Origin of the sequence: Actinoallomurus bryophytorum (assembly GCF_006716425.1) — a bacterium.
Taxonomy (GTDB): Bacteria; Actinomycetota; Actinomycetes; order Streptosporangiales; family Streptosporangiaceae; genus Actinoallomurus; species Actinoallomurus bryophytorum.
The window spans coordinates 1024766-1048481 of the sequence record NZ_VFOZ01000001.1; the positions used below are offsets into that span (position 1 = coordinate 1024766).

Consider the following 23716-nt stretch of genomic DNA (forward strand, 5'->3'; position numbering starts at 1 on the left):
TCCGAGGGTACGGATACGGACGGCCCGATAAACGAAGGAGCACCGATGGCGCGCGAGGAGCCCGGCTACGAGCCCGACTACCGATTCTCCCTCGCCAACGAACGCACGCTCCTGTCCTGGATCCAGACGGCGTTCGGCCTTCTCGCTCTCGGCCTGCCGCTCGCCGGTGGTATCCACGGCGTACGGCTGCCGCCCTGGCACCACGAGATCGGCCTGGGCGCGATCGCGCTGAGCGTGATGATCGTGCCCGCCGCGTACCGCAACTGGCGCCGCTCCCAGCTCGCGATGCGCCTCGGCCTGCGACTCCCCCGTGATCCGCTGCCGGTGATCGTCACGTCGGGCGTGGTGGCCCTGCTCGTGATCACGCTGGTCGGCGTGGCGATGACATGAGCGAGCGAACCAGGAACCCCCTCCGACGAAGGAGGCCACCATGAGCGCCGGTCTTCAGCGGCAGCGCACCGACCTGGCCTGGCTGCGTCTGGTCCTCGCGTCCTGGGCGGTGGTGGTGCTCACGGCACGCGTCGCGCTGCCGGTGGGCGTCCTCGCCCTCATGGGCCCCGTGGCGGTGACCGCGATCGCGCAGGCGAGGCGGCGGCGGCTCAGGGGCGACGGTACGCCGCCCACTCTGTCCCGGGGAGCGGCCGTGCTCATGGTGGCCGCCTGCGTGCTGACGGCCGTCGCGGAGGCGGTACGGCTCTGAGGAGTCAGCAGTCAGGGCACAGGAAGCAGGCCCAGACGACCTTGCCGTGGCTGGACAGCGGCGCCCAGTTCCACGAGTCGCTGAACGCCTCGACCAGATGCAGGCCGCGCCCGCTCTGGGAGGCGAAGTCGGGCTCCCGGCACACCGGGATCTGGTCGCACGGATCGGTGACGGCGCAGGTCAGCCGGCCGCTGGTCCGCAGCAGGCTCAGCCGGATGGGCGGGTCGCCCTGGGTCGGGCAGCCGACGGCGTACCGCAGGGCGTTGGTGACGAGCTCGGAGACGACGAGGCGTACGTCGTCGTACATCCCGGTGAGACCCCAGGAGGACAGGGCGCCCCGGACGAAGTCCCGGGCCTCCTTCACCGACTCTGGAACAGCGGCAAGCCTCACAGACCTCGTCTGCAGGGCGGAGCGGATCGACGCGGTGGTGTGGTCACGCGATCGCTCACCCTGCGCGATCGTCGACAACCACTCTTGCGCCTCGTCGACCGTTTCCCCTGTTCTTTCTCCTGCCATCCAGCGCGCTCCGTGTGCTGTCATCCGCGATCCCCGGGTACTCAGTGATCGGCGTGTCCGCGCGCTATCCTGCTCGACATGTCTTGCAGATGCAAGGCCCGATGCACGTGCAGATGACCGTGCGCACTCTGACAGCACCGGGAGGGAGTGGCAGACTGTCCGCTGACCGATGCTCATGGAGGTAGGGGTGGAAACAGCGCAGCCCGCCGGAGGACCGACCGTTCTTCGCCGGCTCCTCGGCGCCCAGCTGCGCCGTCTGCGAGAACGGCAGGGCATCACGCGCGAAGAGGCCGGGTACGCCATCCGCGCCTCCGGCTCCAAGATGAGCCGCCTCGAGCTGGGCCGTGTCGGCTTCAAGGAGCGCGACGTCGCGGACCTGCTCACCCTTTACGGTGTCACCGACGACACCGACCGGGACACCCTGCTCGGCCTCGCCCAGGATGCCAACAGCCCTGGCTGGTGGCACCGGTACGGCGACGTCCTCCCCGGCTGGTTCGAGACGTACGTCGGCCTGGAAGAGGCCGCGGCCCTGGTCCGCACCTACGAAGTCCAGTTCATCCCCGGCCTGCTGCAGACCGAGGAATATGCTCGTGCCGTCATCTCCCTGGGCAACTCCGCCTCACCGCCAGAGGAGATCGAGCAGAGGGTCAGCCTGCGTACAACGCGTCAGAAGCTACTCACACGCGGGGACGCACCTCGCTTGTGGGCTGTCGTGGACGAGGCGGCTTTGCGCCGTCCGATCGGGGGACGGGATGTGATGCGCGGCCAGATCCAGCGGCTGATCGAGGCCACCAAGCTGCCGGGCGTCATCCTCCAGGTGCTGCCATTCCGGGTCGGCGGGCACACCGCCGAAGCCGGAGCCTTCACCATCCTGCGTTTTCCCGAGTCGGACCTGCCGGACGTGGTCTACGTCGAGCAGCTGACCAGTGCTCTCTATCTGGACAGACGCGACGACGTCGATGCCTACATGGAGGCCATGGAGCGCCTCTGTGTGGTCAGCGCACCTCCGGACAACACCGCCGAGATCCTCAGCAGGATTCTCCAGGAGACATAGATGCAGTACCCCACCTACAACGGCGTCCCCGCCACCGACCTCCTCGACGTCAGCTGGCAGAAGAGTCATCGGAGCAACTCCCAAGGCAACTGCGTCGAGCTCGCGAAGCTGCCCGACGGCAGCGTCGCGGTACGCAACTCCCGGCATCCTGCGGGCCCGGCGCTCGTCTACACCAAGGCCGAGATCCAGGCCCTGATCCTCGGGGCCAAGGCCGGCGACTTCGACAGCCTGCTCGTCTGAACCTCCGGCCGTGCTATCGGCCGGGGGCTGTAGATAGAACCCGTTATCGGCAGGAACCCCTGCCCTCCTTCGCTTGCCGGTGTCCCACTAGAACAGGTTATTGTTTCCGAACATCGTTCTGGTGGGAGGCCACATGAGCAACCCCGTCATCGTCGAAGCCGTCCGTACGCCGATCGGCAAGCGCCGAGGCCGGCTGGCCGGACTCAAACCGCAGGCACTGCTCGCCCACGCGCAGCGAGCCCTGGTCGACCGCGCCGGAATCGACGCGGCCGATGTCGGCCAGGTGTTCGCCGGCTGCGTGACCCAGGCCGGTGAGCAGGGCGGCCATGTCGGCCGGCAGGCCTGGCTGTACTCCGGGCTGGACCACCGGACCGGCGTCACGACCATCGACGCGCAGTGCGGCTCCAGCCAGCAGGCCGTCCACCTCGCCGCGGCGCTCGTGCACGCGGACGTGGTCGGGACGGCGATCGGCTGCGGCGTCGAGGTGATGAGCCGCGCGCCGCTCGGCAGCAACGTGCTGCCCGCGAACCCGCGCCCGGACGACTGGTCGATCGACCTGCCCGACCAGTTCACCGCGGCCGAGCGCATCGCCGCCCGCCGTGGCCTCACCCGTGCCGACCTGGACGCGTTCGGCGTACGTTCTCAGCGGCTCGCCGCCAAGGCGCAGGCCGACGGGCGCTTCGAGCGCGAGATCACGCCGGTCGAGGCCCCGGTACTGGACTCCGAAGGCGCGCCGACAGGTGAGACTTATGCGGTCACCGGCGACGAGGGGCTGCGCGAGACGACCCTCGAGGGGCTCTCGAGGCTGCGGCCGGCGTTCGGCGAGAGCCTGCACACCGCCGGGACGTCCTCCCAGATCTCCGACGGCGCCGCGGCCGTACTCGTGATGTCGGAGGAGGCCGCACGCGCGAACGGGCTCCGGCCCCGTGCCCGGATCCGTGCCCAGGCGCTGGTCGGCTCCGAGCCGTACTACCACCTCGACGGCCCGGTGCAGTCGACCGCCCGCGTCCTGGAGGCGGCCGGAATGACGATCGGTGACATCGACCTGTTCGAGGTCAACGAGGCGTTCGCCTCGGTCGTGCTGTCGTGGGCGTCGGTGCACGAGCCGGACCTGGAGAAGGTCAACGTCAACGGCGGGGCGATCGCGCTCGGACATCCCGTGGGCGCGACCGGCGCACGCCTCATCACCACGGCACTGCACGAGATGGAGCGCCGCGACGCCTCGACCGTCCTGGTCGCGATGTGCGCCGGCGGCGCCCTGTCCACCGCCACCATCCTCGAACGTCTCTGATCTAGGGCCCTCAAACCCTCCTGCCACCAGGCGTGGTGAGACACGCGCCACGTTGACCCTAACGAGCGCTTGGTTTAGAACGTGTTACAGAAGCGCCGACCGGAGGAGCGCCGATGGGCATCGACATCATCACGCCGGAGCTTTACGAGACGAGAGGCTTCCCGGACGACGACTTCCGCCGGCTGCGACGTGAGTCACCGATCCACTGGTACGAGGATCCCGCGCAGGGCGCGCCCGGTTTCTGGGCCGTGACCAGGTACGACGACGTCGTACACGTCTCGCGGCACCCCGAGCTGTTCTCGTCCCACGCGCGCACGTCGATGTTCACCGAGCTCGCCGAGGACGACATCGCGCTGTACCAGCTGATGATGCTGTTCATGGATCCTCCGCAGCACACCAGGCAGAGGATGTTCGTCAACCGCGGCTTCACGCCTCGCATGATCAAGCAGCTCGAGGAGCACATCCGCGAGGTCGCCCACCGGCTCATCGACGAGGTCGTGACCCGCGGCGAGTGCTGTTTCGTCCGCGACATCGCGGCGCCGTTCCCGCTGTACGTCATCTGCGAGCTCATCGGCGCGCCGATGGAGGACCGCGAGAAGATCTTCGAGTGGTCCAACGCCCTGGTCGGCGCCGACGACCCGGACTACTCCACGTCACCCGAGGACGCGCGCGAGGTCTCCATCCAGGTCCTCGAGTATGCCCACAAACTGGCCGCTCACCGCAGGGAACACCCCGGTGACGACATCGCGACGAGCCTCCTCGAACCGGACTCCGACGGCAAGCGGCTCAGCAGCGACGAGTTCGCGATGTTCATCCTGCTGCTGCTCATCGCGGGTAACGAGACCACGCGCAACGGCGCCTCCGGCGGCATGCTGGCGTTCTTCCAGCACCCCGACCAGTGGCAGCGGCTGGCCGGCAACCGTGCCCTGCTCAGGACCACCGCCGACGAGATCGTGCGCTGGGTGAGCCCGGTCAACCTGTTCCGGCGCACGGCGCTGAAGGACACCGAGATCCGAGGTCAGCGCATTCACGCGGGCGACAAGGTGGTCATCTTCTACTCCTCCGCCAACCGCGACGAGGACATCTTCGCCGACCCGTACACCTTCGACATCGGCCGCGACCCCAACCCCCACATCGGCTTCGGCGGCGGCGGCCCGCACTTCTGCCTGGGCACGCACCTCGCCCGGCTGGAGCTGAACGTGCTCTTCGAGCTCCTGCTGGACCGGATGCCCGACATCCGGCCGGCGGGTGAGGCGCGACGGCTGCGGTCCAACTTCATCAACGGCATCAAGGAGATGCCGGTACGGTTCGCCCCCTCGGAGCCTCTCAGTAGAACGTGTTTCATTTAGCCTCATCGTCGTTTACGCTCAAGAGCCCCGAGCCTCCAAGGGCGGTCGTCATGGACATCGATCTCGTCAATCCCGACTTCTACGCGAACGGAGGCATCCCGCACGAGCAGTTCCGGTGGTTGCGGGAGAACGCCCCGGTGTACCGCCATCACGGCGACGGCGCCGGCGAGACCGACTTCTGGGCGATCACCCGCTTCGACGACGTCGTGCACGTGTCACGCCATCCGGAGATCTTCTCCTCCCGCGAGAAGCTAGCGCTCTTCCCGGAACCTTCGGAGGACCAGCTCGCCATGCAGCGCATGATGATGCTGAACCAGGACCCTCCGGAGCACACGCGCAAGCGCTCGATCGTCAACCGGGGCTTCACGCCGCGCACGATCGGCAAGCTGGAGGACCACATCCGGGCGATCTGCGACGGCCTGATCGACGAGGTCGCGGGCCGCGGCGAGGCGGACTTCGTCCATGACATCTCCGCGCCGCTCCCGCTGTATGTGATCTGCGAGCTTCTCGGTGCCCCGCCCGAGGACCGGGAGAAGATCTTCGACTGGTCCAACCGGCTGATCGCCCAGGACGACCCGGACTACCGCGCGCCGGAGGACGACGGCATGGCCGCGGCGACCGAGCTGTACGCCTACGCCAACGAGCTCGCCGTGCGCCGTCGCGAGGAGCCGCGCGACGACATCGTGACCAAGCTGCTCCAGCAGCACGGCGGCGAGGAGCTGTCGGTCGACGAGTTCGACCTGTTCGTGATGCTGCTGACCGTGGCTGGCAACGAGACCACCCGCAACGCGGCCTCCGGAGGCATGCTCGCCTTCTTCGAGAACCCCGCGCAGTGGCAGCGGCTGCTCGACGAGCGCGCCGCCGGGGGCGACCGGCTCGCGGGCACGTTCCCGGACGAGATCGTGCGCTGGGTCAGCCCGGTCAACCTGTTCAAGCGCACGGCGATGAAGGACACCGAGATCCGGGGCCAGCGGATCGCCGAGGGTGACAAGGTCGTCGTCTTCTACTCGTCGGCCAACCGCGACGAGGGCGTGTTCGCGGACCCGTACAGCTTCGACGTCGGCCGCGACCCCAACCCCCACATCGGCTTCGGCGGCGGCGGCCCGCACTTCTGCCTGGGCGCTCACCTCGCCCGGCTGGAGCTACGCGTGCTGTTCGAGACGCTGCTGGCGCGGATGCCCGGCATCACACAGACGGGCGACGCCCGGCGGCTGCGGTCCAACTTCATCAACGGCATCAAGGAGATGCCGGTCCGGTTCGCCACCTGAGGCGCGCCCCGTGATCGTCCTCGCGCCCGGCCCGCCGTCGCGCCATCAGTACGTTCGCCCTCCGTCCGTACGGTCCGCCGTGCGGCTGACCTCGGGCGCCTTACCCCGCATTGAGTGGCTTTCGCCACCTTTTAGACTCAGTGCCTAATATCGAACGCGCAGGTAGGACCGGCCAGGCTATGGTCTTACTTCACTGGGTGACACATTTACGGGAGGGGCGAGCGTGAATGAGGTAGACGAACCATTGCGCGTCGCACTGCTCTCCTATCGGAGCAAACCGCACTGCGGCGGCCAAGGCGTCTACCTTCGGCACCTTTCGCGCGAGCTGGTCGATCTCGGACACCACGTCGACGTCTTCTCCGGCCAGCCGTACCCGGACCTCGACCGCGACGAGATCACGCTGCACAAGGTCCCGAGCCTGGACCTGTACGCCGACGAGGACCCGTTCCGTACGCCGAAGCTCAAAGAGTTCCGCGACTGGATCGACGTGCTGGAGTTCGCCCACATGCGCACGGGCGGCTTTCCCGAACCCCTGACCTTCAGCCTTCGCGTCCTCCGTGAGCTGCGCGGGCGCCGCGGCGAGTACGACGTGGTGCACGACAACCAGGTGCTCGGCTACGGCAACCTCGGCATCCCGCGCCTCGGCCTGCCGCTGGTGACCAGCATCCACCACCCGATCAGCGTCGACCGGCGCATCGAGATCGAGGCCGCCAAGGGCATCAAGCAGCAGTTCGGCAAGCGACGCTGGTACGGCTTCGTCCGGATGCAGGCGCGCGTCGCCGCGCGCGTCGGGCCGATCCTGACCGTCTCCGGTTCCTCCAAGCACGACATCGTGCGTGACTTCGGCGCGCTCCCCGAGCAGGTGCACATCCTGCCGCTCGGCGTCGACGACGACAACTTCCGCCCGCGAGGCGAGCGAGTCCCCGGCCGCATCGTCGCGGTCGCCAGCGCCGACTCGCCGCTCAAGGGTGTCGCCACGCTGCTGCGCGCGGTCGCCAAGCTCGCCACCGAGCGTGACGTGCACGTCGTGGTCGTCGGCAGGCCGACCAAGGGTGGCCCGACCGACAAGCTCGTCGGCGAGCTCTCCCTCGGCGACCGCGTCCGCTTCGTGTCCGGCATCTCCGACGAGGAGCTGGGCGAGCTGCTGTCCAGCGCCGAGATCGCGGCGGTCCCCTCGCTGTACGAAGGGTTCTCGCTGCCGGCGGTCGAGCACATGGCCTCGGGCACCCCGCTCGTCGCCAGCCGTACCGGCGCGCTGCCCGAGGTGGTCGGCGACGCCGCCGTCCTCGTCGAGCCGGGCGACGTCGAGGAGCTGGCCGCCGTCTTCCGGCGGCTGCACGACTCACCTGAGGAGCGCGAACGCGTCGGCGCGGCCGGCTACGCGCGCGTACAGGAACGTTTCACCTGGTCCGCGGTCGCGCGGGCCACCGTCGGTCACTACCGCGACGCCATCGCCCGCCGTACGGCGGGCGCAGGACGGAAGGAGCACGGCCCTGCTGACCGTGGACTTTGACCGGTTCCGCATCTCGCCCGGCGAGCAGGTGCTCGACATGGGCTGCGGCGCCGGCCGGCACGCGTTCGAGCTCTATCGGCGCGGGGCCCACGTGGTGGCGTTCGACCGCGACGAGAAAGAGCTGGCGTCGGTCGCGACGATGTTCGGTGCCATGGAGCTCGAGGGCGAGGTGCCCGCGGACGCCTCGGCCAAGACGGTGACCGGCGACGCGCTCAACCTGCCGTTCCCGGACGACTCCTTCGACAAGATCGTCGCCGCGGAGGTGCTGGAGCACATCCCGGACGACATGAGCGCGATGGCCGAGCTGCTGCGCGTGCTCCGGCCGGGCGGCCGGCTCGCCGTGACCGTGCCGTCGTGGCTGCCCGAGCGCATCTGCTGGGCGCTGTCGGAGGACTACCACACCGCGCCGGGCGGACACGTGCGCATCTACACGCGCGCCGAGCTGGAGGCCAAGCTCAAGGCCACCGGTTTCCAGGTGGGCGGCCACCACCACGCGCACGGCCTGCACGCGCCGTACTGGTGGATCAAGTGTGCGGTGGGGGTGAACAACGACGCCCATCCGCTCGCCAAGGCCTACCACCAGCTCCTGGTCTGGGACATCATGAAGCGGCCTCGCGCCACTCGCCTGGCCGACCGTGTGCTCAACCCCGTCATCGGCAAGAGCGTCGTCGTCTACTTCACCAAGCCGGACGTGCCGGCCGCGCGGGAGCAGGCCCATGCGGCGGCCTGACGCCGTACCCGGGATCCTGACCGCCGACGACCTTCTCGCCACCGCTCAATCGATCGTCTCCCAGCAGGAGCCCTCGGGAGCCATCCCGTGGTTCGCGCCCGTGGACGGCGTCCCCGGGCACGTGGACGCGTGGAACCACGTCGAGTCCGCGATGGCGCTGTCCACCGCCGGGTTCACCGCCCCGGCCCGCCGCGCGTACGAATGGCTGCGCGGCGTCCAGCGCGAGGACGGGTCGTGGCCGGCCAAGTGGGTCATCGGCGACGTCACCGAGCCCGGCGGGGAGTCCAACCACGCCGCGTACCTCGCCGTCGGCGTCTGGCACGAGCTCACGCTGACCGGCGACCGTGCCTTCGCCGAGAACATGTGGCCCTCGGTACGCCGCGCCGTCGAGTTCGTCCTCGGCCTCCAGAGCGCCCGCGGCGAGATCATGTGGATGCGGCATCCGGACGGCTCGGCGGCCGACCACGCCCTGCTCACCGGCTGCTCCTCGATATACCAGTCGCTGCGCTGCGCGGTCGCCCTGGCCGAGCACCTGGGCGAACCGCAGCCGGACTGGGAGCTGGCCGCCGACCAGCTCGGCCACGTCGTCGCCTGCCACCCCGAGGCGTTCGCCGACAAGGACCGCTTCTCGATGGACTGGTACTACCCGATCCTCGGCGGGCCCCTCCGCGGCGCGTCGGCGTACCGTCGTGTCGACGAGCGGTGGGAGACCTTCGTCGTCGACGGCCTCGGCTGCCGATGCGTCTCCGACCAGCCGTGGGTGACCGGCGCGGAGACCAGTGAGCTCGTGCTCGCCCTGGACGCGATGGGCGACAAGGACCGGGCGCGGGAGCTCTTCGCGGCGATGCAGCATCTCCGCCACGAGGACGGGTCGTACTGGACGGGCTGGCAGTACGCCAACGAACGCCACTTTCCGGGCGACCGCTCGACCTACACGGCCGCCGCGGTGATCCTGGCCGCCGACGCTCTGGCCGACGGCTCACCGGCCGCCCGCATCTTCAAGCGGATCGCCGACCGCGACCTGGGCCCGTCCGACCCGTCCGACCCGGTCGCCTGCGGCTGCGAGGCCCCGTCTCTGGCCGACTCGGTCCAGACCCACCGCTGAGGACCGGCGCCGGTCCTCAGCCTCCGAGCGCCTAGCGGCGTTCGAGGACCCGTAGGGAGCCCTCGACGCGGCGTTCGGTCCAGAGGCCGGTCTCCAGGGCGCGCCGGTAGACGCGGTACGGCGCCTGCCCGCCGTCGGCCGGGTCGGGGAAGATGTCGTGGAAGGCCAGCGCGCCGCCGGGCATGACGTGGTGGGCCCAGCCGTCGTAGTCGGCCTGGGCGAGGTTCTCGGCGTGCCCGCCGTCGATGAAGAGCATGCCCAGCGGCGTGGCCCACAGCCTGGACACGGTGCCGGACGTGCCGACGACGGCGACGACGCGGTCTTCGAGGCCCGCCGACACGATCGTGGCGCGGAAGGTCGGCAGCGTGTCCATACGGCCGGTCGCCGGGTCGACCAGGGTGTCGTCGTGGTACTCCCAGCCGACCTGGTTCTCCTCCGAGCCATGGTGGTGGTCGACGGTGACGACCACCGAGTCGGCCCCGCGGGCCGCCGCGCCGAGATAGATCGCCGACTTGCCGCAGTAGGTGCCGACCTCGAGGATCGGGCCGCGTGCGCCGTACGCCAGGGCCGTCTCGTACAGCGCGAGTCCTTCGGCCACCGGCATGAAGCCCTTGGCCGCCTCGGCGGCGTCTCGCAGGCCGGTCGGCATCGCCTGGTCATCCACGCCGCGCACTCTAGCCCTACGCGGCCGTACAGCCGTACCCGGTCGTACACGCCGACAGCGCGTGCGGGTGGCCGCCTGTCACCATGGAACCCCCGAGAAACGGAGCCCGTGATGCCGCAGAGCCACGCCGCGTACGACCTCCTCGTCGTCGGTTCGGTCAACGCCGATCTCGTGGTGCGGGTCGACCGGCGCCCGGCGGCCGGGGAGACCGTGCTCGGCTCCGACCTGGAGATCCACCCGGGCGGCAAGGGCGCCAACCAGGCGGTGGCCGCCGCCCGGCTCGGCGGCGGGGTCGCCTTCCTCGGGCGTGCGGGCACGGACGGCAACGGCGATCTCGTACGCGACGCGCTGCGCGGCGACGGCGTGGACATCGGCCACCTGGTCACCACGTCCGCGCCGACCGGGGTGGCGCTGATCACCCTCGGCCCCGACGGGGACAACAGCATCATCGTCTCCCCCGGCGCCAACTCCCGTGTCTCCGCGGACGACGTCGCGTCGGCCGGGGCCCTGTTCTCCGCGGCCGCCGTGGTGTCGCTCCAGCTCGAGATCCCGCTGCCCACGGTGACGGCGGCCGCACGGGCCGCGGCCGGGGCGGGCGCACGGGTCGTGTTCAACCTCTCGCCCGCCGCCGAGGTGCCGGACGAGCTCCTCGCGTACTGCGACCCGCTGGTGGTCAACGAGCACGAGGCGGAGTTCCTCGGCGACCCGCGCCCGGAGGGCCTGCTCGCACGCGGTCCGCGGTCGGTGGTCATCACCCGTGGCGCGGACGGTGCCATCGTCGCCGACCGCTCGGGCGTCACCGAGGTGCCCAGCCCTCGTGTGGAGGTGGTGGACACGACCGGCGCGGGCGACGCGTTCACCGGTGCGCTGTCCCTGCGGCTCGCGCGAGGCGACGATCTGGCCACCGCCGCGCGCCTCGCCGCCCGCGTCGGCGCCGCGGCCGTGACCAGGCCCGGCGCGCAGAGTTCGTTCCCCTCCACGGGCGACCTGTAGACGGTCTTGCCGCCACAGACTGAAACGTGTTCTACTCTTCGGCGTGAGTCAGCGCTCGCGCATCGCGATGACGGACGACGAGGTCGGGGCCCCCATCGGCGAACGACCCGAGTCCCCGTTGGCGGCCATCGACGGCACACCTGACGCCGTACGGCACCGCCAGGATCCTGACAGACCCGAACGACGTTCGGTATGTTGGCTCCCAAGCCGTCCTGAGACCATCGCAAGCTGACCTGACCGGAGGGGAACAGCGTCATGGAAGTACGGGTCGACCCACTGGTCTGCGAGGCCAATGGTGTCTGTGTCGGGCTCGTCCCCGAGGTCTTCGACCTCGATGACGACGACGCGCTGCAGATCGCCCAGCCGACGCCGCCCGCGGAGCTGGCCGACCGCGTCCGGCACGCCGTACGGTCCTGCCCCAAGGCCGCGCTGACCCTCAACGAGGACTGAAACCCCGATCATCGGCCGGCCTCCGGGACCGGCCCCGTCCTGGAGGTACAAGGTGCGAGCAGCGGTCATCCAAGGTTCCGGGGTCAAAGAGGTCGAGCTCCGCGACGACGCGACGACGGTCGGCCCGGACCCCGCCGAGGTCAAGGTCAAGATCAAGGCGACCGGGGTCTGCCACTCCGACCTGTCCATTCTGAGCGGAACCCTGCCGAACAGCTATCCGGCCGTGCTCGGCCACGAGGCCGCCGGTGAGGTCATCGAGATCGGTGAGCACGTCAGCGAGGTCGCGGTCGGCGACCGCGTGGTCATCAGCTGGACGCCGTCCTGTGGCCTGTGCCCGGACTGCGTCGCCGGGCGGCCGTTCCTCTGCCTGAAGTACATCATCGAGGGCTACACCAAGCCGAGGTTCCGGCTGGGCGACGGCACGCCGGCGTTCGGCATGGCGGGCTGCGGCACCTGGGCCGAGGAGATGGTGGTGCCTTGGGAGGCCTGCATCAAGGTCGACGACGACGTGCCGTACGAGTACGCCGCGCTGCTCGGCTGCGGCATCTCGACCGGTGTGGGCGCCGCGATCAACACCGCCCAGGTACGTCCCGGCACGGCGGTCGCGGTCGTCGGCTGCGGCGGCGTCGGCCTGTCGGTCATCCAGGGCGCCAAAGCGGCGGGCGCGGCGGCCATCCTCGCGATCGACCCGCTGGAGTCCAAGCACGAGATCGCCAAGAAGTTCGGCGCCACGCACACCGCGACGCCGGACGACGCCGAGGGCGTGAAGAACCTCCTCACCGCCGGACAGGGCTTCGACTACTCCTTCGAGGTCGTGGGCAGGAGCGCCACGATCCGCGCGGCGTGGCAGCTCACCCGGCGCGGCGGCGACGTCATCGTGGTCGGCGCCGGCGCGGCCGACGACAACGTGCAGTTCAACGCGTTCGAGCTGCTCTTCGACGGTAAGAACCTCAAGGCGTCGCTGTACGGCAGCTCCGACCTCCGCCGCGACATCCCGCGCTTCGTGGCCCTGTGGCGCAACGGCAAGCTGGACCTGGAGAGCCTCATCACGCGGCGCATCCGGTTCGAGGACCTCAACGACGCCATCGCCACCCTCGAGCGCGGCGACGCGATCCGTCAGGTCGTCCTGTTCGACTGACCCCGGTGTCACCGGCGATCCCTCCATGGATCGCCGGTGACGCACCAGGCCGCGGCCGGAACGTACCGGGGTTCCGCCGCCCGTGAGGTGGGGCGCGACAGCGCCCGGTCAGGGTAGGTCGGCGAGCGCGGACCGGAGCGCGGACATGACGTTCGAACGCCAGCCGCCGCCCAGGATCCGCCGGCTGAGCTGCTGGGTCGGGTCGTCGGGATCGAAGCCGTCGTGTTCGAGGAACAGGCGGGTACCCCGGCCCTCGGACTTCAGGGTCCAGGTCACCGTGCTGTCCAGGGAACCCCCGCGCCAGCTGATGCGCAGCAGGCTCTCCGGCTCGACGACCAGGACCTCGCAGTGGACGACACCGTCGAAGCCGGCGTTCGGCCGCGGGTCGGTCACGAACGTGAACCGATGGCCGACCACCGGACGGAAGTCGTTCGGCATCAGCCACCTGGCCAGCAGAACCGGGTCGGTCAGCGCCTTCCAGACCCGCGCCGGCGGATGGGCGAGGAACTCATCGACGTGGATGGCCCGTGGGTCGGTCATGACGGGGCGTCGCCTTCTTCGTCGAGTAGCTCACGCAGACCCGAAAGCTTCTCCCGCCAGAACCGCTCGTACGGGGTGAGCCACTGGGAGACCTCGCGCAGGGGGTCGGGCTCCAGGTGGTAGAAGCGCATCCGGCCGCTCTTGCGCTCGCCCACCAGCCCCGCGTCCTTGAGCACCTTGAGATGCTCGGAGACGCTGGGGCGGCGCATCGCGAAGTGCGAGGCGAGCTCCTGTACGGGCAGCGGGCCGCGTTCGAGCAGGAGCCCCAGCAGCTGCCGCCGCGCCGGGCTGGCCAGTGCGGCGAAGACGTCGCTCTCAGGCACCGGAGGCCGTGGCCTGCAGGATGAGACCGTTGCCGTCGGGATCCTCAAGGGTGACGAACCGTCCCCAGGGCGCGTCCTGGACATCCGCGTCACCGAGCCCCAGGGACTCGATGTCGCCCTGAAGGTCGTCGGTCTCGATGACCAGGCCCTTGAGCGACCCGGGTGGCATCGTCTCGAACCAGGTGACCAGCGTGATCGAGGACACCGAGCCCCGTGGCCGTACCTGCACCCAGCGCTGGTCCGGCCCCATCGCGGTGTCGGCCACCAGCTCGAACCCGAGCGTGCCGACGTAGAAGTCCTTCGCGCGGTCCTGATCGGCGACCGGCACGGACAGCAGCTGAATGTGCGTGAGACTCATGGGGCCATAATAGGTAGGATTTTCCCTACCGGTCAACGCTCCAGGAGTCAGAGCGCGGCGCTGTCCGGGCGGACGCCTGTGCGGTGACCGAGCCGGCGGGACGCCTCCTCGGCCGCGCCGACGACCGCCGAGGCGAGCCGGCCGGTGTCCGAGGGTGCCAGGCGCTGGGTGGGTGCGCCGATTCCGATCGCCGCGACGAGATCCCCGGTCATGCCGAACACCGGGGCGCTGATCGAGGCCGCGCCGTAGTCGCGTTCTTCGAAGCTGGTCGCGTAGCCGGCCCGCCGGATCTGCCCGAGCTGCTCGGTGAGCAGGTCGATGTCGACGACGGTACGCGGGGTGTAGCGCGGCAGGCCCTGACCCACCGCGTCGCGACGCGCGGCGGGGTCCCAGGCCATGAAGACCTTTCCCGCCGAGCCCGCGTGCAGGGGCATCACCATGCCCACCACGAACAGGCGGATGACCGGGTGGCGGGACTCGGCCAGCGCGACGACGGTGCGGAACGCCCCGTCGCGCATGTAGAGGCAGGCCGTCTCGCCGGTCTCGTCGCGCAGCCGTCGCAGGGCCGGGCGCGTCAGCCTTACCAGGTCGAGCCCGAACGTTCCCGGCGCCGCCACCTGCACGAGGCCCAGCCCGATCCGGTAACGGTCCTCGTACCGGTCCAGGAACCCCTCGCGCACGAGGTTCTGCACCAGCCGCTGACAGGTGCTCGACGGCAGGCCGGTCAGCCTGGTGATCTGCTGCAGCGTGAGCTCGGGCTCCTCGATCGTGAACGACTCGAGGATCTGCTTGACCTTCCGGATCACGAGGACCGGCGCCACGGCGGCCTTCTCGCGCTCCTCACCCGACGTCGTCATCTTGACCCCATCTCTACCAACACCACATTATGGGATGACTACCCACGATGCGGATGTTATGGAGGGTGGCCATGAACACCGACCCGGCAGCGGGCCCGCCGGAGACCTACGGCCCCCTGGCCGGCGTCCGTGTTCTCGAGCTCGGCAACTTCATCGCGGCGCCCACCGCCGGGCGGCTGCTCGCCGAGTTCGGCGCGGACGTCATCAAGGTCGAGCGCCCGGGCGTCGGCGACGAGCTGCGACGCTGGCGGTTGTACGACGGCGACACCTCCTTGCTGTTCCGGATCCTGGGGCGTAACAAGAGGTCACTCACCCTGGACCTGAGCCGTCCCGAAGGGCGGGACATCGCGCTGCGGCTGGCGGCCGGCACCGACGTCGTCCTGGAGAACTTCCGCCCGGGAACGCTGGAGAAGTGGGGCCTGGGCCCGGCCGACCTGCGCGCGGCCAACCCCGGCCTGGTTCTGGTCCGCATCTCCGGCTACGGACAGACCGGCCCCTACCGCGACCGGCCCGACTTCGGCGGCGTGGCCGAGGCGGTCGGCGGCCTGCGGGCCCTCACCGGCCACTCGGGCCAGCCGCCGACCCGCATCGGGATCAGCCTCGCCGACTCCGTCGCGGGCCTGTACGCGGTCATCGGCGCGCTGATGGGGCTGCTCCAGCGTGACCACGTCGCGGGTGAGGTGGTCGACGTGGCCCTGTACGAGTGCGTGTACTCACTGACGGAGTCGCTGGTGCCCGACTTCGACGCGTTCGGCGTGGTGCGTGAACCCGGGGGCAGCGGCCCTCCGGGTGCCGCGCCCGCCTGCACCTACCGCTGCGGCGACGGCAGGTACATCGTGGTCGGCGGCAACGGGGAGGCGATGTTCGGTCGCCTCATGCGGGTCGTCGGCCGGCCCGACCTCGCCGACGGCCCACGGCCGGCCGACGACTCCGGGCGCGTACGCAACACCAAGGAGCTGGATGACGCCATCAGTTCCTGGGTGGCCGAACGCACCCAGGACGCCGCCGAGGCGGCCCTCGTGGAGGCGGGCGTGCCGAACGGGCCCATCCTGACCGCTGAGGAGATCGTGGAGGATCCGCACTACTCGGCGCGCGGGATGCACGAGCGCCGCACCGTGGCGATCGGCGACGGGCACAGCGAGGACGTGATCTTCCCCGGCGTCGTGCCCAAGCTCGGCCGCAACCCGGGCCGGGTCACCTGGCTCGGCCCGGAGCTCGGCGAGCACACCGACGCGGTCCTGTCGGAGCTGGGCATCGACGCTCCACGCCGCGCCGAGCTGCGCGAACAAGGAGTGATCTGACGTCTTCGCGGCCGGACGCCGTGGCGTCGTGGCGTCGCATGAGCTCGCCCGAAGGTGAGAGGAGCGGCCGGCGTGCGCTGCCAGGCTGCCGACCGCCCCTTCGCGACACCCGTTTCTCCCGCGATACGCGGGCGGGTGTCTCGCCATGATGAGCGTCCCGGACCGGGCCGCCGGGTCACCCTTGTGCGGTGACTCAACTGTTACATCGCGAACGGCGACCCCGGCGCTACAGTCAAGCCCCCACAATTTACGGACAAAAGTTTCGAATGCCGCCTATCGGGCAAATCGCGGGCGTTCGAACCGAGCCAAGGAGGTCCCGATGCGCAGACGGGGCGGAGTCAGTCTTATCGGTCTGATCTACATATTGATTGGCATTTTCGTGGCGTGGGACCACGACTACATCACGATCAGCCTGCTGAAGAAGGTCCTCAGCGCGCTGCTCGCGATCTTCCTGTGGTTCCTCGTCCTTCTCGGCGTCAGCCTGCACGTCAGCTGACCTGACCCCCCTCTTTCGCGGCCGCTCACCTCGTGGGAGCGGCCGCGAAGGCGTTCAGGGCGTCGGAGTCCGCCACAGCGTGGGCTCGTCGGTGCGGTAGTCGCCGGTAAAACCGACCGCGAGCAGGTTCGCTCCCACCACCGTCAGTCCGTCGAGCCGCTGCACACCGGGCCCGTCGAGACCGAGGCCGTGCGGGCGCACGGCGCGCCAGGTGCGGCCGTCCGGCGACGTCCACATGATCACGTCGGACCGCGTCCCGCCGGCGAGCACGAATCCGCGCGGTGTCGCGGTGGCCGTGGTGAGCGCGGTACCCGGCGCCGCGCCGGGCAGTGCCGCCGGCTGCCAGGTGTGGCCGCCGTCCGCGGAGACCGACGCGAAGACGTACGCGCCGGCGATGCCGGTGGCCACCAGCACGCTCCCCCGCGCGACGACCTTGGTCAGCGCGCCCTCGGTCGTGCCCTGCGGCAGCGCGGGTGCCGTCGTCGCCAGCGTCCAGCGCTTGCCGTCCGGCGAGGTCCACAGCGCGGGCTGCGACAGCTTGTTCTTCGTCTGGCCGCCAACCGCGACGAACCCGCTCGGCGTGGCGGTCACGTCGCTCATCCACTTCGGCGCGGCCCGGCCGCCGTCCAGATCGGTCTTTCCGGCGTCGCGGGAACGAGCCCAGTCCTTCAGATCGCCCGAGGACCACGCGGCGGCGGTCGTGCCGTTGTCGGTGCCGACCACGACATAGGTGGATCCGTTCGCGGCGGCCGCGGACGGGACGAGGGCACCGCCGAACGCACGGCTGCCCGGCACCGGCTGCCAGGTGCTCGTGTCGCCCGACATCAGCACGAGCGAACGCGAGCCCGTACCCCCGACGGCCAGCCAGCCCGGCCCGCCGTGGACCACGTCGACGAGACGCTGCTGCCCCGGCGCCTTGGAAGCCGGGAGCCGCGCCCTGCTCCACGCGGCGCCGTCCGCCGAGGTCCACAGCGCGGCCCGGCCGTTCGTGCTGCCGACCGCGACGATCCGGCCGGCGTCGGCCGTGATTCCGTCGACCGTGCGTTCGGCGTGCACCGCGTCGGGGACGGCGGCGAGGTTGACGTCGCCCGCGCCGGCCATCGTCAAGTAGGCGTCACCGCTGCCGAGCCGCCCGGTCACGACCGGCCCCTGCGAGGTGAGCGCCGCGCCGGTGAGCGTGCGTCCGGCCGGCAGGTCCGCGACGTGCCGCCATGCCTTGGTGTCGCCGCTGGTCATGACCGCGGTCTTGCCGCCGTGCAGGGAGACGAGGACGGTCAGGCCGCTGTCGGTCCCCCGCAGCAGATGGATTCCGGAGTACCCGCTCACCGCGAGCCGGCCGGCCGTCGCCCAGTTCTTGCCGTCCGACGAGCCGAAGAACGCCCCGTACGCGGTGGTCGTGCGCCTTCTCTTACGGCCGGTGGTGCGGGACGCCTCACGTGCGGCGAAGAAGCCGGTCTGGGTCGCGGCGACATCCACCACGTCACCGGAGGAGCCCTGCCCCTGCGGGACCCTCACCGGCTCCCAGCTGCGCCCGCCGTCGGGCGAACGCCAGAACGCCTCGCTCTCGGCGGTCCGCCGGACCTTCCTGCGCTTCCTCTTCACTCGCTTGATCACCGTCTTGGTGGTCCGCACCCGGCCACGCGCCACCACGATGTCACCGTGTGCCGCGACCTGGGACAGCCCGACGGTCGTGCCGCCGGAGGCCGGCTTGAACGGGTCGCCGCCGAGCCGCGTCCAGGTGCTGCCGTCGGGGGAGGTCCAGATCACGGCCTGCGTGGCGGCGTTCACCGTCGCGGTGCCCGCGGCGACGAAGCCCGACGTCGTACGTACCAGCTGCCTGACGGTGTCGCCGGAGCCGAACGCACCGGACTGGGGGCGGCGGGTCCAGGTGCGCGCGTCGCGGCTCGTCCACTCGACGATGCCGTCGTGGGTGTTCCCCAGCGCCGCCCACTCGCCCGTCCCGCCGGCCAGGAGCTGGGGGTACTCCCCCTGCGGCGGATCGCCGCCGTCGGCGGCGCGCACCGCCGCGAGACGCCAGGAGTGGCCGCCGTCGCCCGAGGTCAGGAACTGCCCGCGGGAGTAGACGCCGCCCTGCTCCGAGCCGATCGCCACGGCCGTGCTGCCGGACGAGACGACGGTGTCGAGCGTGTGGGAACGACCGCCGGTGGCCGTCGTGGGATCGAGCGCGAACAGCCGCCCTGCCGCCACGGCCGGCGTGCCCGCCGGCTTCTTCGCCTCGCCGCCGTCCCCGCCGAACAGCACGTACGCGCCGGCGCCGGCGATGAGGACGGCCACCACCGCGATCGCGATGGGCAGGACGGGGAGACCGTCAAGGGCCGGCAGGCGACGGCGCCGCTTCGGGGGCACCCACGGCTCGGGGTCGCCCGGGGCCCGCTCACCGGACGGCTCGTCCGCGTCCTGGGGCCGGGCGGGGCTCTGCGGCCGCGCCGGCGCCGTCGGCACCGGGGCCGGGTACTGGGGAGCCGGGCGCGGCGCCGGCACGCTCGCCGCCGGCCGGGCGGCGCGTGGCGCGGGATCGGCACGGCTCCAGTCGATGCCCGCGCGGTGCCATACGGCGTTCGAACGCTGCCAGGGCGACGCGCTGGGCATCCCGCGGCCACGGCCCGTCTCGGCGGTCGCGGCGGCCTCGGCCAGCCGCTCGCCGATCCGGCGGCGCTCGCTCTTCGCGCTCGGCGGCGCGGACTGGCCGGCCCGATCCCGTGGCCTAGGGGCGGCACCGCCGCCGGTGAAGTCTCCAGGGGAGGCGCCGTTGCCGGTCGTGCTCACGCTGTCCCTCTCGTCAAACCATCCGTGCGGGTACCCATCAAACCGTGATTCGGGACGCCACGACGACGGGAAGGGGCATGTCGGGCACGGATTTCCCCGAGCGGGCCACCACGCGGTGTGGAAGAGCGCTCACGCTCGGAGGCGTGGGATTACCTCAGCCCCGAGCCGGACGATGTTCTCCCTGGTCAACGCCGGGTCTCCGGTGCCTTCGACCATGAGGGCGAAGTGCTCGACACCGGTACGCTCGGCGGTCTCCGCCAGTGCCGCGACGCAGTCGTCGGCCGTCCCGACCGGGTGGATGCGGCACAGCAGCGCGGCGTACTCCTCAGGGTCGCGGCGCCGTCGCGGACGGTCATCGACCGGTACGTATCCCGCAAGGCCCGGACCGAGCCAGCGGGGCATCGCCGTGCGGAGCACGCGCTGGGCCTCGGCGCGGCTGTCGGCGACGTAGGCGACGGCCGCCGCCATGTGGCCGGACACCGCCGGACCGTACCGCCGGTAGTGCTCGACCAGCGCGCGTTTCTCCTCGTCGCCGGCGTGCATGCCGAGCAGCATCGGCAGGCCGCGCCGCGCGGCGAGCTCCACCGTGTGCGTGGAGGTGCAGGCCACCACGACGGGTGGCCCGGTCAGCGGGCGCGGGACCACGGGCACGGGACGGAACGCGAACGTCCCGTCCCCGCCCACGCGTTCGCCGGTGAGCGCGTCGAGCAGCAGGTCCAGGCTCTCGCCGAAGCCGGACTCGTACCGGGCGAGCCCGGTGCCGAACACCTCCAGGTCGACCCACGGGCCGCCCCGGCCGACCCCCAGCCGGAACCGTCCCCCGCTGACTGGTGCTCGGCGAGCCACACTCCGTCGAAGCCCGCCCGCTCGGCGGCCACGGCCGCCGCGACCGTACGCTCCAGCACTTCGGCGTGGGTCTGGCCGGGGAACTGCGCGGCCAGCAGGAAGAGCCCGACCCGCACCGGCCGGTCAGCCTCGGACGTAGACGCGCGTGCCGATGGGCAGCAGCTTGGCCACGATGTTCGAGGTGCCCATCGGGATCCGCACGCAGCCGTGCGACGCCGGGTGCAGCGGCACCGCGGGCTCGCCGTGGATGGCGTAGCCGCCGTCGAAGTAGTTGGCCTTGTAGAGCGTGCCGAGCGGTGAGGTCTCCCAGCCCGAGGCCTTGCGGTACACCCGGAACTTGCCTCGCGGCGTGTGCGCGAAGCCGGTGTGCCCGTTGGTGGAGTAGCTCGTCTCCGTCCCGGAGGAGATGTGGCTCGTCAGGACGAGCCGTCCGCTCTTGTAGACGTAGAGCAGCTGGTGCTTGACGTCGACCTCGGCGCGGTTCTTGGCGCCCTTGGGCACGAGCGGCTCGGGCAGGTGCGGCAGCGCGAGCGCGGCCCAGGTCTTCGTGCCGGCGTTGGAGCTCGGCTTGATGTGGTTGACCTTCTGGAACGCCCAGACGGCGAAGCTCGTCGCCTGACCCCACTTACCGTCGACCGTGCCGGGGTCGTAGCCGAGGTCCTTCAGCCGCTGCTGCAGCTTCTCGACCCCCGCACCGTGATCCCCGAAGTGCACCGTCGGGCCGACGAGCTCGGCCCGCGGGTTCTGTGCGCTCCGCACGGCGGCCTGCGCGGGGGCGGGCGCGGCGACGGCCTGTGCGGTGAACACCGGGGCCATGAGGACCGCCGAGCCGGTGCCGGTGAGAACGACCTTGCCCAAGCTGACTCGCATCGGGTTCACTCCACGACGTCGAGAGGATTGGTCGTTCCCGGCGTCCCCGCTATTGGACGCTTTACTCATTTATTTCGTCCGCTTGACATATTCGGGGGGTCACGCGCTCAGCGGCGGGGAATCGTGCGTGTTTCCACCAGGCCCTTGTACGCGACCGCGCGTACGTGCAGCACCGGCGCGTCGGCCGGCAGCTCACCGGCCCATTCCTCGTCACGGGTGACGCCGAAGCCGTTCACCTCGACGCGGATGCCCGGCGGCACGATGATCTCGATGTCGGACTTGTAGGCGATCGCGAGGATGGTCGTGACCGGCTCGGTGAGCTCGGCGGCCCGCAGGTCGAACACCCCGCTGCCCTTGTAGACCAGCGTCCGGAACGTCCCCGGCACGCGCCACCGCCCGGCGTGGCGCACGTTGTTCTTGTAGGCGACCGCGTAGCGACCGGGTTTGGGTCCGCTCCCGGGGGTGACCGCGGTACGCGGCACGACGGGCGCCGTCGCGGACGGAAGGTCGACGAGCAGCCCGTCCAGGTCGCCGTGGGTCCGTGCGGCCAGCGCGGCGCGCATGCGCTCGTCGAACTCCCCGTCCGCCAGGCGCCCCTCGGCGAAGGCGACCTGCAGCCGCTGTACGGTGGCGTCCCGCTCCTGGTCGGAGGCGCGCATGCCGGACGGCTTCGCCTCGCGGTACGGCTCCATGATTGATCTCCTCTTCGGCCAAAGTCGAGATGTATCTTAACGACATTTCTCTCTAATGACGAGACCTTCTCATCTTGGACGACGCGACCCGGCGACTCGCCGGGGCCCGGCCACCGGCACGCACCTCGGGCCGTTAGGTTGATCGTGTGCTGCTACTCACGACACTCGACGCGTGGCGATCCGAGCCGGACCAGCCGTTCCGCAGCGAGACGGCCGCGTACTCGCCCGAAGAGGACGCGGTCGCGCTGGCCAACGACGCGTTCGCCGACGAGCAGGTCGTCGGTCTGGTCGTCCCGTTCTCGCGGATGCCGCTGCCCGGCGCGGTCAACCGGTCCACCGTCGAGGAGGTGCGGTACGCCCGGCGCGACCCGAGCGGCCAGGTGACCGGTTTCTTCCCCAGGCCCCCGGTGGCCGAGGCGCTCGACCTGCTGCCCCACCCGGAGGGCGGCTGGTTCCGCGAGACCTGGAGGACGACGACCCCGGTCCCGGCGCACGGCGGCGAGCGCGCCACCGCCACCGGCATCTACTTCCTGCTCGGCGTCGGCGAGGAGTCGATTTGGCACGCCGTGCGCTCGGACGAGCTGTGGCTGTGGCATCGCGGTGGACCGCTCGAGCTGACCCTGCGCGGCGACGCGCCGGGCGAGGAGAACACCGTCCTGCTCGGCCCCGACGTCGAGCACGGCCAGGTGCCGCAGGCGCTCGTGCCCGGCGGGATCTGGCAGGCCGCCCGGCCGGCGGGTGACCAGGAGGTGCTCGTGAGCTGCGTCGTCTCCCCCGGCTTCGACCCCGCCGACTTCAGCGTCTGACCTCAACGGTTACGAAACCGCGGCTCGCGCTTCTCCACAGTGGCGGCGAAGCCCTCGGTCAGGTCCTCGGTCAGGAACGCCAGCGTCTGGGTACGGTTTTCGACCGCCAGGTGCGCCCGCAGGCCGGACGCGTCGAGCGAGAGGTTGAGCAGTTCCTTGGTGTGCCGCAGCCCGAACGGCGACTTCGCCAGCAGCTCCGCGGCCAGCGCGAGCGCGGCCTCCAGGTCCGCGCCCTCGTCCGCCATCTCGGCGATCAGGCCGAGTTCGCGCGCCTCCGCGGAGGTGACCGAGCGCGCCCGGTAGAAGATCTCCGCGGCCCTCGACGTGCCGATCAGGCGGGGCAGCATCCAGGTCAGCCCGAGATCCCCGGCCGAGAAGCCGAGCTTGAGGAACGGCGCCATGAACTTCGCGGTCGGGTCGGCGACTCGCAGGTCGCAGGCGAGCGCGATCGCCATTCCCATGCCGACCACCGGGCCGTGCAGCGCGGCGATCACCGGCTGCGGGATCTCTCGCAGCCGCAGGATGATCTCGCCGCTGCGGACCATGCCGCTGTAGGCCCGCGCGACCCGGCCCTCCGGCTCACTCGCCTCGTCCGCCGGCGCCGCGCCCGCGCCGTCGCCCAGGATGTCCATGCCCGCGGTGAACGCCCGGCCCGCGCCGGTGAGCACCACGACGCGCGTCGCCGGGTCGGTCGCGAGCCGGTCGAAGAGGGCGATGAGCTCCTCGACCATGGCGGGAGTGACCGCGTTGAGCCGCTCGGGGCGGGACAGGGTGATCACGGCCAGCCCGTCCCGCCGCTCGAACTCGATGTCGCCCATCGACCCCGCG

Annotated in this window: 25 protein-coding genes and 1 pseudogene; 15 read left to right on the plus strand and 11 right to left on the minus strand. The window is 70.9% G+C overall.

Annotation, left to right across the window (positions count from 1 at the left end):
* Window positions 1–45: 45 nt before the first annotated feature.
* Both FB559_RS04800 and FB559_RS04805 read left to right on the plus strand, forming a co-directional pair.
* Window positions 46–390, plus strand: a complete 345-nt coding sequence (locus tag FB559_RS04800) for a YidH family protein (RefSeq protein WP_185792045.1) — start codon at window positions 46–48, stop codon at window positions 388–390.
* Window positions 391–430: 40 nt separating this feature from the next.
* Window positions 431–700: a DUF202 domain-containing protein gene (locus FB559_RS04805; RefSeq protein WP_141953714.1), complete on the plus strand. Its 270-nt coding sequence runs from the start codon at window positions 431–433 to the stop codon at window positions 698–700.
* Window positions 701–704: 4 nt separating this feature from the next.
* Here FB559_RS04805 and FB559_RS46415 read toward each other — a convergent pair whose 3' ends face one another.
* Entirely contained in the window at window positions 705–1493 is a 789-nt protein-coding gene (locus FB559_RS46415; RefSeq protein ID WP_425455049.1) for an ATP-binding protein, read from the minus strand.
* Here FB559_RS46415 and FB559_RS04815 point away from each other — a divergent pair.
* The 8 genes from FB559_RS04815 to FB559_RS04850 all read left to right on the plus strand — a co-directional run bounded on the left by FB559_RS04815 (window position 1393) and on the right by FB559_RS04850 (window position 9767).
* Window positions 1393–2271 carry a helix-turn-helix domain-containing protein gene (locus FB559_RS04815; RefSeq protein ID WP_141961502.1) on the plus strand — a complete coding sequence of 293 codons (879 nt, stop codon included), beginning with the start codon at window positions 1393–1395 and terminating at the stop codon, window positions 2269–2271. The two genes, FB559_RS46415 and FB559_RS04815, sit on opposite strands and share 101 nt — an antisense overlap.
* Complete coding sequence (locus FB559_RS04820; RefSeq protein WP_141953718.1) at window positions 2272–2511, plus strand: DUF397 domain-containing protein; 240 nt, start codon at window positions 2272–2274, stop codon at window positions 2509–2511.
* Between the two features lie 133 nt (window positions 2512–2644).
* On the plus strand, window positions 2645–3802 hold the full coding sequence (locus tag FB559_RS04825) for a steroid 3-ketoacyl-CoA thiolase (protein WP_141953721.1): 1158 nt from the start codon (window positions 2645–2647) through the stop codon (window positions 3800–3802).
* Window positions 3803–3915: 113 nt separating this feature from the next.
* Window positions 3916–5151 carry a cytochrome P450 gene (locus FB559_RS04830; protein ID WP_141953723.1) on the plus strand — a complete coding sequence of 412 codons (1236 nt, stop codon included), beginning with the start codon at window positions 3916–3918 and terminating at the stop codon, window positions 5149–5151.
* Between the two features lie 50 nt (window positions 5152–5201).
* Window positions 5202–6419 carry a cytochrome P450 gene (locus tag FB559_RS04835; protein ID WP_141953725.1) on the plus strand — a complete coding sequence of 406 codons (1218 nt, stop codon included), beginning with the start codon at window positions 5202–5204 and terminating at the stop codon, window positions 6417–6419.
* Window positions 6420–6642: 223 nt separating this feature from the next.
* The gene (locus FB559_RS04840; RefSeq protein ID WP_141953727.1) at window positions 6643–7932 is read left to right on the plus strand and encodes a glycosyltransferase family 4 protein; all 1290 of its coding nucleotides are present in this window, start codon (window positions 6643–6645) and stop codon (window positions 7930–7932) included.
* A complete protein-coding gene (locus FB559_RS04845) occupies window positions 7913–8662 on the plus strand; it encodes a class I SAM-dependent methyltransferase (RefSeq protein ID WP_185792568.1) in 750 nt (249 codons plus the stop codon). Before FB559_RS04840 ends, FB559_RS04845 begins: the two co-directional genes overlap by 20 nt.
* Window positions 8649–9767, plus strand: a complete 1119-nt coding sequence (locus tag FB559_RS04850) for a prenyltransferase/squalene oxidase repeat-containing protein (RefSeq protein ID WP_141953731.1) — start codon at window positions 8649–8651, stop codon at window positions 9765–9767. The genes FB559_RS04845 and FB559_RS04850 overlap by 14 nt, the downstream gene beginning before the upstream one ends.
* 31 nt (window positions 9768–9798) lie before the next feature.
* Here the strand turns inward: FB559_RS04850 and FB559_RS04855 are convergent, their stop codons facing one another.
* Window positions 9799–10416: a class I SAM-dependent methyltransferase gene (locus tag FB559_RS04855; RefSeq protein WP_141961503.1), complete on the minus strand. Its 618-nt coding sequence runs from the start codon at window positions 10414–10416 to the stop codon at window positions 9799–9801.
* Between the two features lie 126 nt (window positions 10417–10542).
* Between FB559_RS04855 and FB559_RS04860 the strand changes: the two genes are divergently transcribed.
* The 3 genes from FB559_RS04860 to FB559_RS04870 all read left to right on the plus strand — a co-directional run bounded on the left by FB559_RS04860 (window position 10543) and on the right by FB559_RS04870 (window position 13012).
* Complete coding sequence (locus FB559_RS04860) at window positions 10543–11424, plus strand: ribokinase (protein WP_141953733.1); 882 nt, start codon at window positions 10543–10545, stop codon at window positions 11422–11424.
* 255 nt (window positions 11425–11679) lie between these two features.
* A complete protein-coding gene (locus FB559_RS04865; protein WP_141953736.1) occupies window positions 11680–11874 on the plus strand; it encodes a ferredoxin in 195 nt (64 codons plus the stop codon).
* A gap of 52 nt (window positions 11875–11926) precedes the next feature.
* Window positions 11927–13012, plus strand: coding sequence for an alcohol dehydrogenase catalytic domain-containing protein (locus FB559_RS04870; RefSeq protein WP_141953738.1), 1086 nt, complete (start codon window positions 11927–11929; stop codon window positions 13010–13012).
* 108 nt (window positions 13013–13120) lie between these two features.
* Here the strand turns inward: FB559_RS04870 and FB559_RS04875 are convergent, their stop codons facing one another.
* From FB559_RS04875 to FB559_RS04890, 4 genes are read right to left on the minus strand one after another with little or no spacing between them, the layout of a single operon-like run.
* On the minus strand, window positions 13121–13552 hold the full coding sequence (locus tag FB559_RS04875; protein ID WP_141953740.1) for an SRPBCC family protein: 432 nt from the start codon (window positions 13550–13552) through the stop codon (window positions 13121–13123).
* Window positions 13549–13875, minus strand: a complete 327-nt coding sequence (locus FB559_RS04880; protein ID WP_246121351.1) for an ArsR/SmtB family transcription factor — start codon at window positions 13873–13875, stop codon at window positions 13549–13551. The genes FB559_RS04875 and FB559_RS04880 overlap by 4 nt, the downstream gene beginning before the upstream one ends.
* Window positions 13868–14233, minus strand: a complete 366-nt coding sequence (locus FB559_RS04885) for a VOC family protein (protein WP_141953744.1) — start codon at window positions 14231–14233, stop codon at window positions 13868–13870. Before FB559_RS04885 ends, FB559_RS04880 begins: the two co-directional genes overlap by 8 nt.
* 47 nt (window positions 14234–14280) lie before the next feature.
* The gene (locus tag FB559_RS04890) at window positions 14281–15090 is read right to left on the minus strand and encodes an IclR family transcriptional regulator (protein WP_141953746.1); all 810 of its coding nucleotides are present in this window, start codon (window positions 15088–15090) and stop codon (window positions 14281–14283) included.
* A gap of 71 nt (window positions 15091–15161) precedes the next feature.
* On the opposite strand from FB559_RS04890, the gene FB559_RS04895 reads away from it, so the two are divergent.
* Window positions 15162–16391: a CaiB/BaiF CoA transferase family protein gene (locus tag FB559_RS04895; protein WP_141953748.1), complete on the plus strand. Its 1230-nt coding sequence runs from the start codon at window positions 15162–15164 to the stop codon at window positions 16389–16391.
* Between the two features lie 550 nt (window positions 16392–16941).
* Here the strand turns inward: FB559_RS04895 and FB559_RS04900 are convergent.
* The 4 genes and pseudogenes from FB559_RS04900 to FB559_RS04915 all read right to left on the minus strand — a co-directional run bounded on the left by FB559_RS04900 (window position 16942) and on the right by FB559_RS04915 (window position 22082).
* The gene (locus FB559_RS04900) at window positions 16942–19674 is read right to left on the minus strand and encodes a hypothetical protein (protein WP_141953750.1); all 2733 of its coding nucleotides are present in this window, start codon (window positions 19672–19674) and stop codon (window positions 16942–16944) included.
* 129 nt (window positions 19675–19803) lie between these two features.
* Window positions 19804–20636: pseudogene (locus FB559_RS04905) on the minus strand (LLM class flavin-dependent oxidoreductase).
* Between the two features lie 7 nt (window positions 20637–20643).
* On the minus strand, window positions 20644–21390 hold the full coding sequence (locus tag FB559_RS04910; RefSeq protein WP_185792046.1) for a L,D-transpeptidase family protein: 747 nt from the start codon (window positions 21388–21390) through the stop codon (window positions 20644–20646).
* Window positions 21391–21497: 107 nt separating this feature from the next.
* Window positions 21498–22082, minus strand: a complete 585-nt coding sequence (locus tag FB559_RS04915) for a DUF1707 SHOCT-like domain-containing protein (protein ID WP_141953755.1) — start codon at window positions 22080–22082, stop codon at window positions 21498–21500.
* Window positions 22083–22228: 146 nt separating this feature from the next.
* Here FB559_RS04915 and FB559_RS04920 point away from each other — a divergent pair, with 146 nt between their 5' ends.
* A complete protein-coding gene (locus tag FB559_RS04920; RefSeq protein WP_246121352.1) occupies window positions 22229–22888 on the plus strand; it encodes a cupin domain-containing protein in 660 nt (219 codons plus the stop codon).
* 2 nt (window positions 22889–22890) lie between these two features.
* Here FB559_RS04920 and FB559_RS04925 read toward each other — a convergent pair whose 3' ends face one another.
* Window positions 22891–23706 (minus strand): enoyl-CoA hydratase/isomerase family protein, encoded by an 816-nt coding sequence (locus tag FB559_RS04925; RefSeq protein WP_141953757.1) that lies wholly within the window; start codon window positions 23704–23706, stop codon window positions 22891–22893.
* Window positions 23707–23716 lie beyond the last annotated feature (10 nt).

Bases quoted from the DNA above. Each gene is read 5' to 3' on its own strand.
- FB559_RS04800 (WP_185792045.1), top strand. From the start codon at position 46: ATGGCGCGCGAGGAGCCCGGCTACGAGCCCGACTACCGATTCTCCCTC.
- FB559_RS04805 (WP_141953714.1), top strand. From the start codon at position 431: ATGAGCGCCGGTCTTCAGCGGCAGCGCACCGACCTGGCCTGGCTGCGT.
- FB559_RS04815 (WP_141961502.1), top strand. From the start codon at position 1,393: ATGGAGGTAGGGGTGGAAACAGCGCAGCCCGCCGGAGGACCGACCGTT.
- FB559_RS46415 (WP_425455049.1), bottom strand. From the start codon at position 1,493: ATGCCCTGCCGTTCTCGCAGACGGCGCAGCTGGGCGCCGAGGAGCCGG.
- FB559_RS04820 (WP_141953718.1), top strand. From the start codon at position 2,272: ATGCAGTACCCCACCTACAACGGCGTCCCCGCCACCGACCTCCTCGAC.
- FB559_RS04825 (WP_141953721.1), top strand. From the start codon at position 2,645: ATGAGCAACCCCGTCATCGTCGAAGCCGTCCGTACGCCGATCGGCAAG.
- FB559_RS04830 (WP_141953723.1), top strand. From the start codon at position 3,916: ATGGGCATCGACATCATCACGCCGGAGCTTTACGAGACGAGAGGCTTC.
- FB559_RS04835 (WP_141953725.1), top strand. From the start codon at position 5,202: ATGGACATCGATCTCGTCAATCCCGACTTCTACGCGAACGGAGGCATC.
- FB559_RS04850 (WP_141953731.1), top strand. From the start codon at position 8,649: ATGCGGCGGCCTGACGCCGTACCCGGGATCCTGACCGCCGACGACCTT.
- FB559_RS04855 (WP_141961503.1), bottom strand. From the start codon at position 10,416: ATGCCGACCGGCCTGCGAGACGCCGCCGAGGCGGCCAAGGGCTTCATG.
- FB559_RS04860 (WP_141953733.1), top strand. From the start codon at position 10,543: ATGCCGCAGAGCCACGCCGCGTACGACCTCCTCGTCGTCGGTTCGGTC.
- FB559_RS04865 (WP_141953736.1), top strand. From the start codon at position 11,680: ATGGAAGTACGGGTCGACCCACTGGTCTGCGAGGCCAATGGTGTCTGT.
- FB559_RS04875 (WP_141953740.1), bottom strand. From the start codon at position 13,552: ATGACCGACCCACGGGCCATCCACGTCGATGAGTTCCTCGCCCATCCG.
- FB559_RS04885 (WP_141953744.1), bottom strand. From the start codon at position 14,233: ATGAGTCTCACGCACATTCAGCTGCTGTCCGTGCCGGTCGCCGATCAG.
- FB559_RS04890 (WP_141953746.1), bottom strand. From the start codon at position 15,090: ATGACGACGTCGGGTGAGGAGCGCGAGAAGGCCGCCGTGGCGCCGGTC.
- FB559_RS04895 (WP_141953748.1), top strand. From the start codon at position 15,162: ATGAACACCGACCCGGCAGCGGGCCCGCCGGAGACCTACGGCCCCCTG.
- FB559_RS04910 (WP_185792046.1), bottom strand. From the start codon at position 21,390: ATGCGAGTCAGCTTGGGCAAGGTCGTTCTCACCGGCACCGGCTCGGCG.
- FB559_RS04915 (WP_141953755.1), bottom strand. From the start codon at position 22,082: ATGGAGCCGTACCGCGAGGCGAAGCCGTCCGGCATGCGCGCCTCCGAC.
- FB559_RS04925 (WP_141953757.1), bottom strand. From the start codon at position 23,706: ATGGGCGACATCGAGTTCGAGCGGCGGGACGGGCTGGCCGTGATCACC.